Genomic DNA, 14,570 nt, shown 5'->3' with positions numbered 1-14,570 from the left:
CGCCACGGCGCGACGGGGCTATCGTGTGCGCGCCTTCATTCCTCCCTACGCGATGCCATCCGATTCCTTTCCGTCCGGCCCGGGCGGTGCCACTTTCGGCCGTGCCGGCGACACCGGCGACGGCGTGATACCCGTTTCCGCGCTGAACCGCGCGATCGGCTCGATGCTCGAGCGTTCGTTCCCGCTCTGCTGGGTCGCGGGCGAGGTGTCGAACTTCACGCGCGCGGCGAGCGGCCACTGGTATTTCTCGATCAAGGACAAGGACGCGCAGATGCGCTGCGTGATGTTCCGCGGTCGCGCCCAGCATGCACCGTTCACGCCGCGCGAGGGCGACCGCATCGAGGTGCGCGCGCTGGTCAGCATGTACGAGCCGCGCGGCGAGCTGCAGCTCAACGTCGAGGCGGTGCGGCGCACCGGACAGGGCAAGCTGTTCGAGGCGTTCCTGCGGCTCAAGGCGCAGCTCGAGGCCGAGGGGCTGTTCGATCCGCAGCGCAAGCGGCCGCTGCCCGCGCATCCGCGCGCGATCGGCATCGTCACCTCGCTGCAGGCCGCCGCGCTGCGCGACGTGCTGACCACGCTCGCGCGCCGCGCGCCGCACGTGCCGGTGATCGTCTATCCGGCGCCGGTGCAGGGCGCGGGCGCCGCCGAGAAGCTCACCGCGATGGTCGAGACGGCCAACGCGCGGCGCGAGGTGGACGTGCTGATCGTCTGCCGCGGCGGCGGCTCGATCGAGGATCTCTGGTCGTTCAACGACGAGGCGCTGGCACGCGCGATCGCCGCGAGCGAACTGCCGGTGGTGAGCGGAGTCGGCCACGAGACCGATTTCACGATCGCCGATTTCGCCGCCGACCTGCGCGCGCCGACGCCGACCGGCGCGGCCGAACTGGTCAGCCCGCAGCGCGCGCTGCTGCTGCGCGAACTGGCCGAGCGCCAGGCGGCGCTCGCGCGCGGCCTGCGGCGCGGGCTCGACGCGCGCGCCCAGCAGCTCGACTGGCTGGCGCGGCGCCTGGTGAGCCCGGCCGAGCGGCTGGCGCGGCAGCGCACCCACCTGCAGCAGCTCGCGCTGCGGCTCGGCTCGGCCGGCGCGCGGCCGGCGCGCGATGCGCGGGCGCGCTTCGCGCTGGTGATGCTGCGCTGGCAGCGCACCCGGCCCGACGCGGCCGCCGCGCGCCAGTCGCTCGCCGGCTGGTCGCAACGGCTCGACACGGCGCTGCGGCACCGGCACGAACGCGCCGCGGCGCGCGTGGCCGGCTACGCGGCGCGGCTCGAAGTGCTGAGCCCGCAGCGCACGCTGGAGCGCGGCTACGCGGCGCTGATCGACACCCAGACGGGGCGCGCCGTGCGCGCGCCGGGCGCGCTCGCGCCGCAGCGCCGGCTCACCGTGCATCTGGCCGAGGGCACGGCGGACGTGTCGATCGCCGACGTCCAGCCGCGTCTCGATGAAACGTTCTGAGCGAGCGTTTCACGGGACGCGCCGCAGCGGGACCGAATCATGCTGAATCAGGCGGGCGTGCTGTCATCGCGCTGATTTTTATATGGGTTGTTCCATCGGTTATCACGCCGGGGCCGCTGGTCGAACGGAGGCAGGCGGATCCGAATACCCGCGAGTTTGCGGGGTTATTCGGTCTCGCCTACAATCGGACGCTCCGCAGGCCCTAGTCCCTACACATACACTTCAAAGGAATCCGTCATGGCTCATACGCTCCCGCCGCTGCCCTATGCTGAAGACGCGCTTGCTCCGCACATCTCGCAGGAAACGATCCAGTTCCACTACGGCAAGCACCATCAAACGTATGTGACGAACCTGAACAACCTGATCCCGGGCACGGAATTCGAAAACCTGTCGCTCGAAGAGACCGTGAAGAAGTCGTCGGGCGGTATTTTCAACAACGCCGCGCAAATCTGGAACCACACGTTCTTCTGGAACAGCCTGTCGCCGAACGGCGGCGGCGCTCCGACGGGCGCGCTGGGCGACGCGATCAACGCCAAGTGGGGTTCGTTCGACGCGTTCAAGGAAGCGTTCACGAAGACCGCGGTCGGCACCTTCGGTTCGGGCTGGGCATGGCTCGTGAAGAAGGCCGACGGCTCGCTCGACCTGGTCTCGACCAGCAACGCCGCCACGCCGCTGACGACCGACGCGAAGGCACTGCTGACGATCGACGTGTGGGAACACGCCTACTACATCGACTACCGCAACGCGCGTCCGAAGTTCGTCGAGGCGTTCTGGAACATCGTGAACTGGGACTTCGCCGCGAAGAACTTCGCGTAAGGTCCGCTGCGACGTCGTTACGCCGGCCGGCATGGCCGGCGTGCCTGCCAATGCCCTCCTCGCGAGGGCATTGTCGTTTCCGGCGCGTCGCTGCTGAATCGTATCCAGCGGCGCCCACGCGTTGTCCCGCCTTTCCGTGACGCCGCGCCGGGTTCGTCACGATCGCCGCGATCGTTTCGACGGTTTCCTCCAGAGCGCGCAGCATCGCGCGGCCGGCTCAGATCGCGCGGCCGATCTCGCCGCTCGCGGCGCGCAGCGCGTCGAGGTCGAGGATCTCGATTTCCCCCACCTGCACGCGCACCACGCCGCGCGCGGCCAGCTCCTTCAGCAGCTGGTTAGTGGTCTGCCGCGTCAGCGAGGCCAGCGCGGCGAGCCGCTCCTGCGAGAGCCGGATGCGCGTGTGGCCGGTACTGATGCCGCCGTAGCCCTCGGCGATCATCAGCAGCCGCGCGGCCAGCCGCTGCGCGGCCGGCATCAGGCTGATGGCTTCCACGGTCATGAACGACAGCCTCAGCTTCTGTGCCATCAGGAGCCCGAAATGTCGCCAATAGCGCGGCTCCTCGTCGAGGAGTTGTTGCAATGCAGCTTGCGTGAAATGCAAAAGTCGTGTGTTCTCCACGGCAATCGCGTCGTGCGTACAGGGCTGGCCGTCGAACAGCGAGATCTCGCCGAACCAGGTGGTGGGTTCGAGCACGGTCAGCAACGCTTCGCGGCCGTCGGGATCGACCGCGCCGATGCTGAGCGCGCCGGACAGCACCGCGTAGAGGCCGCAGGGCGGGTCGCCGCGCCGGAACAGCGTGGCGTCGGCCGCGAGCGTCTGCACGGCGGCAGCGGCGAGCAGACGGGCGCGCAGCGCGTCGGGCAGGGTCTGGAACCAGGGGTTCGCGTCGAGTTGCGACGAATCGAGGTCGGACGGCGTGGGCATGGGGGGATGTCGGGTAGCTGACAGCGCGGGCCTGGGGCAACGCGCAATGATAGCGCTCGTCAAAGGAGACAAACACGATGAAAACACTGGTCGATCAACTCGCGAACTACGCCGCGTATCACCGCGATACGCGCAACATCGTCACCCACCTGTTCGGCATCCCGATGATCGTCGTCGCGGTCGCCGTACTGCTGTCGCGGCCTGCGGCCGGCGACGCGGCCGGCGTCGCGCTGACCCCGGCGCTGGTGCTGGCGGCGGCCACCGCGATCTACTACCTGCGGCTCGACCTGCGCTTCGGCGCGGCCATGAGCGTGCTGCTCGCGCTGACGCTGTGGGCCGGCCAGGTGCTCGCGGCGCAGCCCACCGCGCACTGGCTCGCCTGGGGCATCGGGCTGTTCCTGGTCGGCTGGGTGATCCAGTTCGTCGGCCATGCGTTCGAGGGGCGCAAGCCCGCGTTCGTCGACGACGTGATCGGCCTCGCGATCGGGCCGCTGTTCGTGGTCGCCGAGGTGGCGTTCTACGCCGGCCTGCGCCGCGAGGTGCGCGATGAAGTGGAACGGCGTGCGGGGCCGCAGCGTCACGGGCCGCACGGCGCGCGAATCTGAGCGACGGTGACGACGCTCGCCGTGTTCGGCGCGGGCACCATCGGCTGCTATCTCGGCGGCCGGCTCGCGGTCGCCGGTGCCGAGGTGCGCTTCGTCGGTCGTGCCGCCACGGGCGAGATGCTGCGCCGGCACGGCCTGACGCTGACCGATTACCTGGGCCGCGAGGCGCAGGTGGCCGCCGCGCGGATCGCCTTCGACACCGATACGCGCGCGCTGGCCGAGGCCGACGCGGTGCTCGTCACGGTCAAGTGCGCGGCCACGCCGGCCGCGGCCGCCGCGCTCGAACCGGTGCTGCGTCCCGGCACGGTGGTGATCAGCTTCCAGAACGGCGTGCGCCAGGCCGATGCGCTGCGCATCGCGCTGCCGGGCCGCACGGTGCTGGCCGGCATGGTGCCGTTCAACGTGATCGCACGCGGCGACGGGGTGTTCCACCAGGGCTCGGCGGGGGAACTCGCGGTGGAGGCGTCGCCGCGGCTCGCACCGGTGGCCGGCGCGTTCGAGCGGGCCGGGCTGCCGCTGCGCGTGCGCGAGGACATCGTCGCCGTGCAGTGGGCCAAGCTGCTGTTCAATCTCAACAACGCGATCAACGCGCTGGCCGCGATGCCGCTGCGCGAGCAGCTCGGCACGCGCGACTACCGGCGCTGCCTCGCGCTCGCGCAGGCCGAGGCGCTGCGCGTGATGCGCCGCGCCGGCATCCGCCCCGCGCGGCTCACGCCGCTGCCGGCCGGCTGGCTGCCGACCGTGCTGTCGCTGCCCGACGCGCTGTTCATGCGGCTCGCGGGCGCGATGCTGGCGATCGATCCGCTCGCGCGTTCGTCGATGGCCGACGACGTCGCGGCCGGCCGCGCGACCGAGGTGGACTGGCTGAACGGCGAGATCGTGCGGCTCGCGGCCGAGTTCGGGCTCACCGCGCCGATCAACGCACGGCTGCGCGAACTCGTGCAGCTCGCCACGCGCGATCGTGCGCGCACGCGCTGGCGCGCCGATGCGCTGCTGCATACGCTGCGCGATTCGGTCCACGATCTGCCGGTGATCGCCGACGAGACCTGAACCCGCCGGTGAGCGAGGGAAGTCGTCCGCTAGCGGCGAGCAAGCAACGAAGGCGCCGCGCCGGCGCCTTCGCGTTCACCAGTTGATGTCGACGCAGAGCACCTGCATGCCGTCCGCGCGCGGCACGGCCACCGAGGCGGTCACGCACAGATGCGCCTCGTTGATCGACAGGTAGGGCGGCGTCACGCGCACGCGCCCCGGCGCGCGCATCGCCTCGATGAAGTACGGACGCCTCGCCCAGCTCGCGCCTTCCGAGTGCAGCAGCGGCCGGAAGCGTTTCGCGCGCTGCGAGGCGCGCGTGCGCGGCAGCACGTTGTCGCCGATCTGGCGGCCCGAGGAATCGAGCACGAAGCAGCGCGCGGTGTCGGGCAGCGCGAGCAGCTCGCCGGTGGCGTTCTCGACGTCGTCGCCGGCGGCGAGCCGCGTGCCGGACTGCTGGAGCGCGATCACATACGGTGCGAGACGCGCCTGCTGGCCCCGCTCGCGCTCGGCCACGCGCAGCCGCAGCGCGGCCGACAGCGTGTCCATCGCGCCCGCGGCCGCCTGCGGCTGCACCGGCTCGACGCTCGGTCCCGAGAAATACTGGCCCTGCACGAAATCGACGTTGCATTCGAGCGCGATCAGCGCGTCGCGCTCGGTGGACAGGCCGCCCATCATCACGAGCTGTCCCGACTCGTGCAGCAGCGAGACGAGCCCCGGCAGCACGCGTTCCAGATGCGAGTGCTCGCTCGCCTGCGCGAGGATGCCGCGATCGAGCGCGACGATGTCGGGATGCAGATGCCAGACGCGGTCGATGTTCGAATGCTTGGCGCCGAAGCCGCCCAGCGCGATCAGGAAGCCGGCCTTGCGCAGCCCGTCGACGATCGCGCCGAAGCGCGGGGTCTCGCCGCCCGCCTGCTCCGGCACTTCCAGCACGACGCGCTGCGGCGGCAGGCCGAGCGCCTTCAGGTTGGCGAGCAGCGCGTCGCCGTAGATGGTGTCCATCAGCGCGGCCGGATGCAGGCTCAGGAAGAGCCATTCGTCGTGGCTGTCGAACGCATGGAAATTGCCGAGATGCAGCGACTCGGCGAGCCGGCCGAGTTCGAGCAGATCCCCGCGCCGCGCCGCCTGCGTGAACACCTCGTGCGACGGCACCGGCTGGCCGTCGGCGCCGCGCGCGCGCAGCGAGGCGTGATAGCCGATCGCGCGCCGGTGCGAGACCGAGAACACGGGCTGGAACACGCTGAACACGGTGTAGTCGCCGTACAGCACGGTGCGCCGGTTGCCGTCGTCGCCGGCGACGGGGCGCGGCGGCTGGAAGCCGGGGGGATCGATATCGATCATGGTCATCATGATGTCGGCCGGAAAGAGGATGACAGTTTACCTACCCGGTGTGACTGAGCAAGAAACATGCGCGTGACGGGCCGGCGGCCCAAGCCCTGCCACATTGATCGCGGCGGTCGCCGGTGTGGTCCGGCGGCCTGGGCGGGCACCGATCGCAGGCGGACTGGGTCGGGGTCGGTCGATTCGCGCACCGCATTGGTGCGGCCGGGGTGGGGCCGGTTTGCGCGCCGATCTGCCGGTACGCGAGTGCGTGCAATCGCGGCGGCGCGTTTTTTCAACGCCGCCGCCCCCCGTTCCATCCCGCGTCAGGCGCGTTCCGACGGATCGGTCTTCTTCGCGCTGCCGCGCACGTCCGGCGCGAGCTGCGCGAAGATCCACGCCGAGCCGGCCGTGATGATGCCGACGCAGAAGAACGTCGCATGGAACGCCGGCAGCGTGTGGGTGGGCGTCACGCTGCGCATCACGCCGGTGAAGGTCGCGAGCAGCGCGCCCGCCACCGTCACGCCGAGGCTCATCGACAGCATCTGCACCAGCGAGAACAGGCTGTTGCCGCTGCTCGCGCCGCCGGTGCCGAGGTCCTTCAGCGTGAGCGTGTTCATCGCCGTGAACTGCATCGAATTGAAGCCGCCGAACACGGCGAGCTGCAGCACCTGCACCCAGACCGGCACGTTGTCGCGCATCAGCGCGAAGCTGGCCATCAGCAGCCCGACCATCACGGTGTTGACGAGCAGCACCTTGCGGTAGCCGTGATGCTGGATCAGGTGCGTGATCAGCCGCTTCGAGAACATCCCGACCACCGCCACCGGCAGCATCATCAGGCCCGCCTCGAACGCCGAATAGCCGAGGCTCACCTGCAGCAGCAGCGGAATCAGGTACGGCATCGCGCCGCTGCCGATCCGCGCGAACAGGTTGCCGAGCAGGCCGACGCTGAAGGTGTGGATGCGGAACAGTTCGAGCGAGAAGATCGGATGCGGCGCGCGCACCGCGTAGAGCCCGTAGGCGACGAACGCGGCGAGGCCGAGGATCATCAGCACCAGCACGGCGGCGTGGTCCATGCCGAGATCGGCGAGCCCGTCGAGCGAGAGCGACACCGCGATCATGCCGACCGTCAGCAGCAGGTAGCCCTTCAGGTCGAAGCGGCCCGCCGCCGGGTTGCGCGAGTCGGGCATCGAGTAGAACGTCGCGATGCAGCCCACCACGCCCACCGGCACGTTGATCAGGAAGATCCAGTGCCACGACGCGATCTTGACGAGCCAGCCGCCCAGCGTCGGCCCGATCAGCGGGCCGATCAGGCCCGGGATCGCGACGAACGACAGCGCCGGCAGGTAGCGTTCGGCCGGGAACGTGCGCAGCACGGCGAGCCGGCCGACCGGCAGCAGCATCGCGCCGCCCACGCCCTGCGCCACGCGCGAGGCCACCAGCTGCGGCAGCGTGTGGGCGCTCGCGCAGAGCAGCGAGCTGGCCGAGAAGATCAGGATCGCGCTGAAGAACACGCGGCGCGTGCCGAACGTGTCGGCAAGCCAGCCCGAGACCGGGATCATCACCGCCATCGTCAGCGAGTAGGCGATCACCACCGACTGCATGCGCAGCGGCGATTCGCCGAGGCTCGCGGCCATCGACGGCAGCGCCGTGTTGACGATGGTCGCGTCGAGCGTCTGCATGAAGAAGCCGGTCGCGACGACCCACAGCATCACGGTCAACGACGATTCGCTCGGGGTAGGGGCGGCGGGACGGGACATGGGCGGGCTCGTGGTCGCGAAACAGCCGTCATTGTAAAAAAATCAGGCGAGGCGCGCAGGAGATTCGGGGGCGGATGCTTGGGCGAGACTGGCGCGCGGCGAGCGGGAGGCCGCCGCTGGCCGCCATGGCTTGCGGCCGGGGTGCATGAGTGGCGAGCGTGGCGGCGTCAGTCGGGCCGTGGGCAGCGCCGGAGCGGCCGCCCGTGCTTGGCCCCGGCCCGGGACCGTGGCGCCGGTTCGCGGGCACGCATTGCGCCGGATCAGGCCGGCGTCGCGTCGGTGCCCACGTAGCGCGCGCGTGGCCGGATCAGCTTGCCGTCGTGCTGCTGTTCGAGCGCATGCGCGATCCAGCCCGTCACGCGGCCGGCCGCGAACAGCACGAACGCGGCGCCGTCCGGCAGCGCCAGCACGCGTTCGAGCAGCGCGAGCGCGAAATCGATGGTCGGCCGCTCGCCGGAGGCCGCCTCGACGCGCGCGGCCACGTCCAGCCCCACCCGCAGCGCCGCGTGGCGGGGCATGGCCACCCGCAGCGCCTCGATCAGCGCCGCCGCGCGCGGGTCGCCGGCCGGGTAGAGCGGATGGCCGAAGCCCGCCAGGCGCGTGCGACCGCCGGCCTCGCGCATGTCCTGCGCGAGCCGCGCGGCGAGATAGCGGTCGAGATCGGCGGCGCGCCCGGCCTCGTCGAGCAGCGCGCGGGCCAGCACCGTCTCGCCGCCGTGGCGCGGCCCCGACAGCGCGGCGAGCCCGCCCGCGATCGCGCCGAACAGGTGCGTGCCGGTGGACGCGATGCAGCGCACCGCGAACGTCGACGGGTTGAGTTCGTGATCGGCGCACAGCACGAGCGCGCGGCGCAGCAGCCCGGCGCCGGCCCGGCCGCGCACCGTCCAGGCGCCGGCGAGCTGCCGGTGCGCCGGCTGCATCGACGGCACGATGCCGGCCAGCGCGGCGACGGTCGCGCGCAACAGCGCCGCGGCTATCTCGACCCGCGCCTCGCGGCCTGAATCGGACACGCGCGGCAGCCGCGCCGCCGCGGCCGGCAGCATCACGAGCGCGCGATCGAGCGGCGCGCTGCCGGCCCATTCGCGCAGCGCGTCGCGCCAGCGGGCGGCATCGAATCCCGACAGGCAGGCCTCGGCCTGCACGGCACCGGGCGCGCAGTCCCACAGCAGCGCGGCCACGTCCTCGAGCGAGGCGGACGCGGCGAGCGCCACCGCGTCGTGGCCGCGATAGCGCAGCACGCCATTGGCGATCTGCGTGATCCGCGATTCGAGCACCGGCAGCCCCCAGTCGAGCGAGCGCTCGGCCACGCCGCCCGCGCGTTTCGCGTCGGCGCGCCGACGCGCGAGCAGCGTGACCTCGTCGGCGTCGTAGCGGTGCCGCTTCGACGCGCCGTCGGGCCACGAGCCCAACAGCCCCCGGCTCACGTAGGCGTAGAGGGTCGACAGGCTCACGCCGAGCCGCCGGGCGGCTTCGGTCGCGCTGAGTCGGGCTGTCACGATCACTCCCTGCGCGCCATGGCACGCGGTTGTCCGGATGACGATTTATGCATTGATTCCGCCGATCAAGATTGATCGGCCGGCGCGGCAATTCTAGACTCGTCCGACCGATTTCGAATCCGGCAGGAGGCACGACGATGAATGCTCGACTGGCTTTGCGGACCTTGTGGCAGGCGGCGCTCGGCGATCCGGACGCGCTCGCGCGCGTCGATCTCGCCGACGATGGCGACCCTGGCGACGGCGGCGCGGCGCTGCCGTCGGTGCATCGGGTGGGCGCGCTGGCGGCCTCGACGATCGCGGCGGCGGGGCTGGCCGCCGCCGAATGCCTGCGCCTGCGCGACGGCCGGGAACAGCGCGTGGCCGTCTCGCAGCGCGACGCGCTCGCGGCGTTCCGCAGCGAACGCTACCTGCGTGTCGACGGTGCGCCGCCGCCCGATCCGCGCGACCCCGTCACCGGCTTCCACGCGACGCGCGACGGCCGCTGGATCCAGCTGCATGCGAACTTCGCGCATCACCGGCAGGGCATCGTCAAGGTGCTCGGCTGCGCCGACACGCGCGAGGCGATCGCCGCCGCGATCCTCGAACGCGACGGCGCCGAACTCGACGCGACGCTGGCCGAGGCGGGGATGTGCGCCGCCTTGATTCGCAGTCCCGAGGAATGGGCGGTGCTCGACGCGGCACGCGCGCTCGAACGTCGGCCGCTGTTCGAGATCGAGCGCATCGGCGACGCACCGCCGCGTGCAATCGGCGCCGGCGCGCCCGACATGCCGCTCGCCGGCGTGCGCGTGCTCGATCTCACGCGCATCATCGCCGGCCCGGTGGCCGGGCGCACGCTCGCGCAGCACGGCGCCGACGTGCTGCTCGTCAACGGCCCGCACCTGCCGAACATCGCGGCGCTCGTGATCGACAACGGGCGCGGCAAGCGCTCGGCGCAGCTAGACCTGCGCGATGAAGCGGGCCGCGCGGCGCTCGACGCGCTCGCGGCCGGCGCCGACGTGTTCCTGCAGTCGTACCGGCCCGGCTCGCTGGCCGCGCGCGGCTTCGGCGACGAGGCGCTGGCGGCGGGCCATCCCGGCATCGTCTGCGTGTCGGTCTGCGCCTACGGATACGACGGGCCGTGGGCGATGCGGCGCGGCTTCGACAGCCTCGTGCAGTCGGCGAGCGGCATCGCCTGGCGCGAGCAGCAGGCGGCCGGCGCGGCCGGCCCCGTGCATCTGCCGTGTCAGGCGCTCGATCACGCCACCGGCTATCTGGCCGCGTTCGGCGCGATGATGGCGCTGGCGCGGCGCGCGCGCGAGGGCGGCAGCTGGCGCGTGCGCGTCTCGCTCGCGCAGACCGGGCGCTGGCTGCAATCGTTCGGCACGCTCGACGCGGGCCGCGAGGTGCCGGACTGGCCGCTCGAGGCGGTGCGCGACTGCCTCGCCCCGCCGCTGGTGTCGCCGTTCGGCGTGGTCCACGGCGTGCGGCCCGCCGAGCGGCTGTCGCTGACGCCGCCGCGCTTCGCGCGTCCGCCCGTGCCGCCGGGCACCGATGTGCCGCGCTGGCCCGCCTGACGGCGGCGGGCTCGATCAATCTGATGGATGTGATGGATGTGATGGATGTGATGGATGTGAGGAGCGTGATGCGTGGCGGCCGGCCCGGCGCGAGCACGGAACCGGCGGCGAAGGCTCGCGGCCGCGCGCGCCGTCGCTACTTGCGCAACTCGACGACGAAGTCGTAGTAATCGTTGCGGCAGTAGGTGTCCGTCAGCTCGATCGCGCGCTGGTCGGTGGTGTAGCCGATCCGCGTGATCAGCAGCAGCGCGTCGTGTGGCGCGATGCCCATCTGCTGCGCGATCTCCTCGCTCGCGTTGACCGCGCGGAAATGCTGCAGCGCGCGCACGATCGGCGTGCCGCGCTGTTCGAGCCAGCTGTAGAGCGAATCGCCGATCGAGGCCGGATCGGGGATCAGCGTGGCCGGGAACGTCGAGTTCTCGACCGCCATCACGATGTCGTCGGCGAGCCGCAGCCGCTTGAGCCGCGTGACCGACGCGGCGGGCGAGAGCCCCAGCTGGATCACCTCGTCGCGATTGGCGGGCTGCACGCTGCGCGCGATCCAGCGCGAACTCGGCGTGAAGCCGCGGCGGCGCAGCATCTCGCTGAAGCTCGACAGCCGCGAGAGCGGATCCTCGTAGCGCGGCTGGATGAAATTGCCGGCGCCGTGGGTGCGGCGGATCAATCCTTGCTCGACCAGCAGCGCGATCGCCTTGCGCGCGGTGATCCGCGACACGCCGAGCGCCTCCGACAGCACGCGCTCGGACGGCAGCGCCTCGCCGGCCGTCCAGCGGTTCTCGTGGATCGCTTCGGCGAGCTTGCGCGCGAGTTGCAGGTACAGCGGCGTGTCGTTGTCCGGGTCGGGGCGCAGATCGTGCCAGCGGTCTTCCGTCGGTGGCTTCATGAGGGCGGCGTGAAACAGGGTGGGGTCATTTTATGACATTCGCGCGCCGGGGTTGCGGCCGGCCGGGCCGCCTCGGTGATAGTCCGTATGCCGGCGCGCCGGACGCGGCGCCGCGCGCGACTCGCTACACTGGCGGTCCGGCATGGTGCCGGACTACTGGCGAGGACGAGATGGCGAACACGATCGACATGATTGCGCTGCCCGACGGCGAGCGGGTGGCGAAGCTCGGGCAGGGCACCTGGGAGATGGGCGAGCGGCCCGCGCGCCGTGCCGCCGAGATCGCCGCGCTGCGGGCCGGCATCGAGTTGGGGCTGACGCTGATCGACACGGCCGAGATGTACGGCGACGGCGCCACCGAGGAACTCGTCGGCGAGGCGATCCACGGCCTGCGCGACGGGCTGTTCCTGGTCAGCAAGGTCTATCCGCACCATGCCGACCGCCGCCGCATGATCGCCTCGTGCGAGGCGAGCCTGCGGCGGCTCGGCACCGACCGGCTCGATCTCTACCTGCTGCACTGGCGCGGCGGCGTGCCGCTCGACGAGACGCTGGAAGCGTTCGAGAGCCTGCGCGCGGCCGGCAAGATCCGCCATTGGGGCGTCAGCAACTTCGACACCGACGACATGGAGGAGCTGGTCGCCGCGGGCGGCGCCGGCTGCGCGACCAACCAGATCCTCTACAACCTCGCGCGGCGCGGGCCGGAATTCGACCTGCTGCCATGGCAGGCCACGCGGCACATCCCGGCGATGGCGTACAGCCCGATCGACCATCTGCGCCTGCCCAAGGGCACCGTGCTCGACGAGATCGCGCGCGAGCGCGACGCCACGCCCGAGCAGGTCGCGCTGGCCTGGGTGCTGCGCCGTGACGACATGATCGCGATTCCGAAGGCGGGCAGCGTCGAGCACGTGCGCGCGAACCGCGCGGCGCTCGACCTCGTGATCGACGACGCGGCGCTGGCCCGGCTCGACGTGGCGTTTCTCCCGCCGCGCGAGAAGCAGCCGCTGGAAATGCTGTAGGCGGTTGCGGGCGGCCCGCGCCGCTCAGGCGAGCTGCGAACTGGCGCGGCGCCAGCGATGGAACAGGATCGAGCCGACCCAGCAGGCCAGGAACAGCCCGACGATCGCGTAGCCGATCATGCCGAAGCGATCGTTGATCGCGCCGATCAGGTCCCAGACGCCGCCGGCGAGCCCGAGCCGGTCGGCGACGAGGCCGAGCGCCTCCACGCCGCCGATCACGAGCGCGACCGCGGCCGAGACGAACGTGATGCTGAGGTTGTAGGCGAGCTTGCGGCGCGGGTCGTCCATCGCCCAGCCGTAGGCGTGGACCATCAGCACGTTGTCGGTCGAATCGATCAGCGTCATGCCGGCCGTGAACAGCGCCGGGAATACCAGCACCGCGTGCAGCGGCAGCCCCTGGTTGGCCTGCGCGGCGGCGATCGCGAGCAGCCCGATCTCGGTGGCCGTGTCGAAGCCGAGCCCGAACAGCAGGCCCACCGGATACATGTGCGCGCTCTTCGTGACGAGCCGGAACAGCGGGCGCAGCAGGCGCGTGAGCAGGCCGCCCGCCGCGTGACGGTGGCCCGCGTGATCGTGATCGGCCACCTCGGCGCCGGGATGCGCGGCGGCGGTGGCGCTTGCCGTGCGCGCGCGCCGGTAGCGGCGCCAGATGTCGCGCAGGATCACGAGATTGACGATCGCGAGCACGAGCAGGAAGCTCGCCGACACCGCCGTGCCGATCGTGCCGCCCACCGCCTTGAAGCCGTCGAAGCGTGAGCGCAGCGCGAGCGCGGAGATCGCGATGCCGAGCGTGGCGACGATCACGATCGTCGAGTGGCCGAGCGAGAAGAACAGGCCGACCGAGAACGGCCGCTTGCCTTCCTGCATCAGCTTGCGCGTGACCGTGTCGATCGCGGCGATGTGGTCGGCGTCCACCGCGTGGCGCAGGCCGAAGCCGTAGGCGAGCGCGGCGGTGCCGAGCAGCAGCGGATGGTCGTGCAGCGCGACGAGCGCCCAGACCCAGGCGGCGAGGTTTGCGCCGAGGAGCGAGGCGTAGAGCGTAAACAGCTGGCGGCGAGGCGAGACGGGCATGGCGTGGCGTCGGATCGGTCGGCGGGAGCGGCGGGATGCGGGGATTTTGACACGAGCAAAATTCCGGCGGTACGACCGGACGAGCCACGCATGCGAAACAGATTGTGCAGTTTAACTGTGCAGTTTTCCTGTAAAAGTGATAACGTGCGCGAATGGTTGAAATCACCGACTCCTCCGATTCCCCGGATCCCGCCGCTTCCCGCGGCGACGCCGAGCCGGCCGCGCTGGCCGGCGAGCTGCGGATCGCACTCGGCAAGCTGATGCGGCGCTTGCGCGAGCAGGCGCGCAGCGGCGATTTCACGTCCTCGCAGCGCTCGGTGCTGCTGCGGCTCGAACGCGACGGGCCGGCCACCGTGTCGGCGCTCGCGCGCGCCGAGAGCGTGCGTCCGCAGTCGATGCGGGCCACCGTCGCCGCGCTCGAGGCGCAGGGCGCCGTGGTCGGCACGCCCGATCCGGCCGACGGCCGGCAGACGCTGATGGCGCTTGCCGACGCGTTTCGCGAGCACCTGCAGGCGAGCCGCGCGGCGCGTGAGGACTGGCTCGGCCGCGCGCTCGACGCGCAATTGTCGGCGCGCGAGCGGCGCGAACTGGCGGCGGCCGTCGCGCTGCTGAAGCGGCTCGCGGAGTTCTGAGCCATGCATGC

Annotated in this window: 13 protein-coding genes; 7 read left to right on the top strand and 6 right to left on the bottom strand. The window is 71.5% G+C overall.

The features are described from left to right. The first annotated feature begins 52 nt into the window (after window positions 1-52). Window positions 53-1,453, top strand: a complete 1,401-nt coding sequence (xseA, locus tag BpN12_RS30200; protein ID WP_246795799.1) for an exodeoxyribonuclease VII large subunit — start codon at window positions 53-55, stop codon at window positions 1,451-1,453. Between the two features lie 237 nt (window positions 1,454-1,690). After that, on the top strand, window positions 1,691-2,269 hold the full coding sequence (sodB, locus tag BpN12_RS30195; RefSeq protein WP_198251311.1) for a superoxide dismutase: 579 nt from the start codon (window positions 1,691-1,693) through the stop codon (window positions 2,267-2,269). A gap of 217 nt (window positions 2,270-2,486) precedes the next feature. Here the strand turns inward: sodB and BpN12_RS30190 are convergent, their stop codons facing one another. Further along, window positions 2,487-3,194, bottom strand: a complete 708-nt coding sequence (locus BpN12_RS30190; RefSeq protein ID WP_246795798.1) for a Crp/Fnr family transcriptional regulator — start codon at window positions 3,192-3,194, stop codon at window positions 2,487-2,489. Between the two features lie 77 nt (window positions 3,195-3,271). Here BpN12_RS30190 and BpN12_RS30185 point away from each other — a divergent pair, with 77 nt between their 5' ends. Then, the gene (locus tag BpN12_RS30185; RefSeq protein ID WP_246795797.1) at window positions 3,272-3,799 is read left to right on the top strand and encodes an Mpo1 family 2-hydroxy fatty acid dioxygenase; all 528 of its coding nucleotides are present in this window, start codon (window positions 3,272-3,274) and stop codon (window positions 3,797-3,799) included. 6 nt (window positions 3,800-3,805) lie between these two features. Further along, window positions 3,806-4,849: a 2-dehydropantoate 2-reductase gene (locus tag BpN12_RS30180; protein ID WP_246795796.1), complete on the top strand. Its 1,044-nt coding sequence runs from the start codon at window positions 3,806-3,808 to the stop codon at window positions 4,847-4,849. A 75-nt stretch (window positions 4,850-4,924) separates the two neighbouring features. Here the strand turns inward: BpN12_RS30180 and BpN12_RS30175 are convergent, their stop codons facing one another. The 3 genes from BpN12_RS30175 to BpN12_RS30165 all read right to left on the bottom strand — a co-directional run bounded on the left by BpN12_RS30175 (window position 4,925) and on the right by BpN12_RS30165 (window position 9,407). After that, window positions 4,925-6,178 carry a sensor domain-containing phosphodiesterase gene (locus BpN12_RS30175; protein ID WP_246795795.1) on the bottom strand — a complete coding sequence of 418 codons (1,254 nt, stop codon included), beginning with the start codon at window positions 6,176-6,178 and terminating at the stop codon, window positions 4,925-4,927. A gap of 299 nt (window positions 6,179-6,477) precedes the next feature. Next, on the bottom strand, window positions 6,478-7,911 hold the full coding sequence (gene mdtD / locus BpN12_RS30170; protein ID WP_246795794.1) for a multidrug transporter subunit MdtD: 1,434 nt from the start codon (window positions 7,909-7,911) through the stop codon (window positions 6,478-6,480). A gap of 260 nt (window positions 7,912-8,171) precedes the next feature. Continuing rightward, the gene (locus tag BpN12_RS30165) at window positions 8,172-9,407 is read right to left on the bottom strand and encodes a citrate synthase family protein (protein WP_246795793.1); all 1,236 of its coding nucleotides are present in this window, start codon (window positions 9,405-9,407) and stop codon (window positions 8,172-8,174) included. A gap of 137 nt (window positions 9,408-9,544) precedes the next feature. Here BpN12_RS30165 and BpN12_RS30160 point away from each other — a divergent pair, with 137 nt between their 5' ends. Further along, the gene (locus tag BpN12_RS30160) at window positions 9,545-10,960 is read left to right on the top strand and encodes a CoA transferase (RefSeq protein ID WP_246795792.1); all 1,416 of its coding nucleotides are present in this window, start codon (window positions 9,545-9,547) and stop codon (window positions 10,958-10,960) included. A gap of 136 nt (window positions 10,961-11,096) precedes the next feature. Here the strand turns inward: BpN12_RS30160 and BpN12_RS30155 are convergent, their stop codons facing one another. Next, the gene (locus BpN12_RS30155) at window positions 11,097-11,843 is read right to left on the bottom strand and encodes a GntR family transcriptional regulator (protein ID WP_246795791.1); all 747 of its coding nucleotides are present in this window, start codon (window positions 11,841-11,843) and stop codon (window positions 11,097-11,099) included. Between the two features lie 170 nt (window positions 11,844-12,013). On the opposite strand from BpN12_RS30155, the gene BpN12_RS30150 reads away from it, so the two are divergent. Then, window positions 12,014-12,856, top strand: coding sequence for an aldo/keto reductase (locus BpN12_RS30150; RefSeq protein WP_246795790.1), 843 nt, complete (start codon window positions 12,014-12,016; stop codon window positions 12,854-12,856). A gap of 24 nt (window positions 12,857-12,880) precedes the next feature. On the opposite strand, the gene BpN12_RS30145 is transcribed toward BpN12_RS30150, so the two are convergent. Beyond that, complete coding sequence (locus BpN12_RS30145) at window positions 12,881-13,927, bottom strand: HoxN/HupN/NixA family nickel/cobalt transporter (RefSeq protein ID WP_246795789.1); 1,047 nt, start codon at window positions 13,925-13,927, stop codon at window positions 12,881-12,883. A gap of 152 nt (window positions 13,928-14,079) precedes the next feature. Between BpN12_RS30145 and BpN12_RS30140 the strand changes: the two genes are divergently transcribed. Then, complete coding sequence (locus BpN12_RS30140) at window positions 14,080-14,559, top strand: MarR family winged helix-turn-helix transcriptional regulator (protein WP_246795788.1); 480 nt, start codon at window positions 14,080-14,082, stop codon at window positions 14,557-14,559. Window positions 14,560-14,570 lie beyond the last annotated feature (11 nt).

It is taken from the genome of Burkholderia perseverans, assembly GCF_022870505.1.
Lineage (GTDB): Bacteria > Pseudomonadota > Gammaproteobacteria > Burkholderiales > Burkholderiaceae > Burkholderia > Burkholderia plantarii.
Note: the sequence above shows the minus strand (reverse complement) of the source record. Positions and strands in the feature narration are given on the sequence as shown.

Coding starts and splice junctions, on each gene's coding strand:
- BpN12_RS30155 (WP_246795791.1), bottom strand. CDS start 11,843: ATGAAGCCACCGACGGAAGACCGCTGGCACGATCTGCGCCCCGACCCG.
- BpN12_RS30145 (WP_246795789.1), bottom strand. CDS start 13,927: ATGCCCGTCTCGCCTCGCCGCCAGCTGTTTACGCTCTACGCCTCGCTC.
- mdtD (WP_246795794.1), bottom strand. CDS start 7,911: ATGTCCCGTCCCGCCGCCCCTACCCCGAGCGAATCGTCGTTGACCGTG.
- BpN12_RS30185 (WP_246795797.1), top strand. CDS start 3,272: ATGAAAACACTGGTCGATCAACTCGCGAACTACGCCGCGTATCACCGC.
- BpN12_RS30160 (WP_246795792.1), top strand. CDS start 9,545: ATGAATGCTCGACTGGCTTTGCGGACCTTGTGGCAGGCGGCGCTCGGC.
- BpN12_RS30140 (WP_246795788.1), top strand. CDS start 14,080: ATGGTTGAAATCACCGACTCCTCCGATTCCCCGGATCCCGCCGCTTCC.
- BpN12_RS30175 (WP_246795795.1), bottom strand. CDS start 6,178: ATGACCATGATCGATATCGATCCCCCCGGCTTCCAGCCGCCGCGCCCC.
- BpN12_RS30190 (WP_246795798.1), bottom strand. CDS start 3,194: ATGCCCACGCCGTCCGACCTCGATTCGTCGCAACTCGACGCGAACCCC.
- xseA (WP_246795799.1), top strand. CDS start 53: ATGCCATCCGATTCCTTTCCGTCCGGCCCGGGCGGTGCCACTTTCGGC.
- BpN12_RS30150 (WP_246795790.1), top strand. CDS start 12,014: ATGGCGAACACGATCGACATGATTGCGCTGCCCGACGGCGAGCGGGTG.
- sodB (WP_198251311.1), top strand. CDS start 1,691: ATGGCTCATACGCTCCCGCCGCTGCCCTATGCTGAAGACGCGCTTGCT.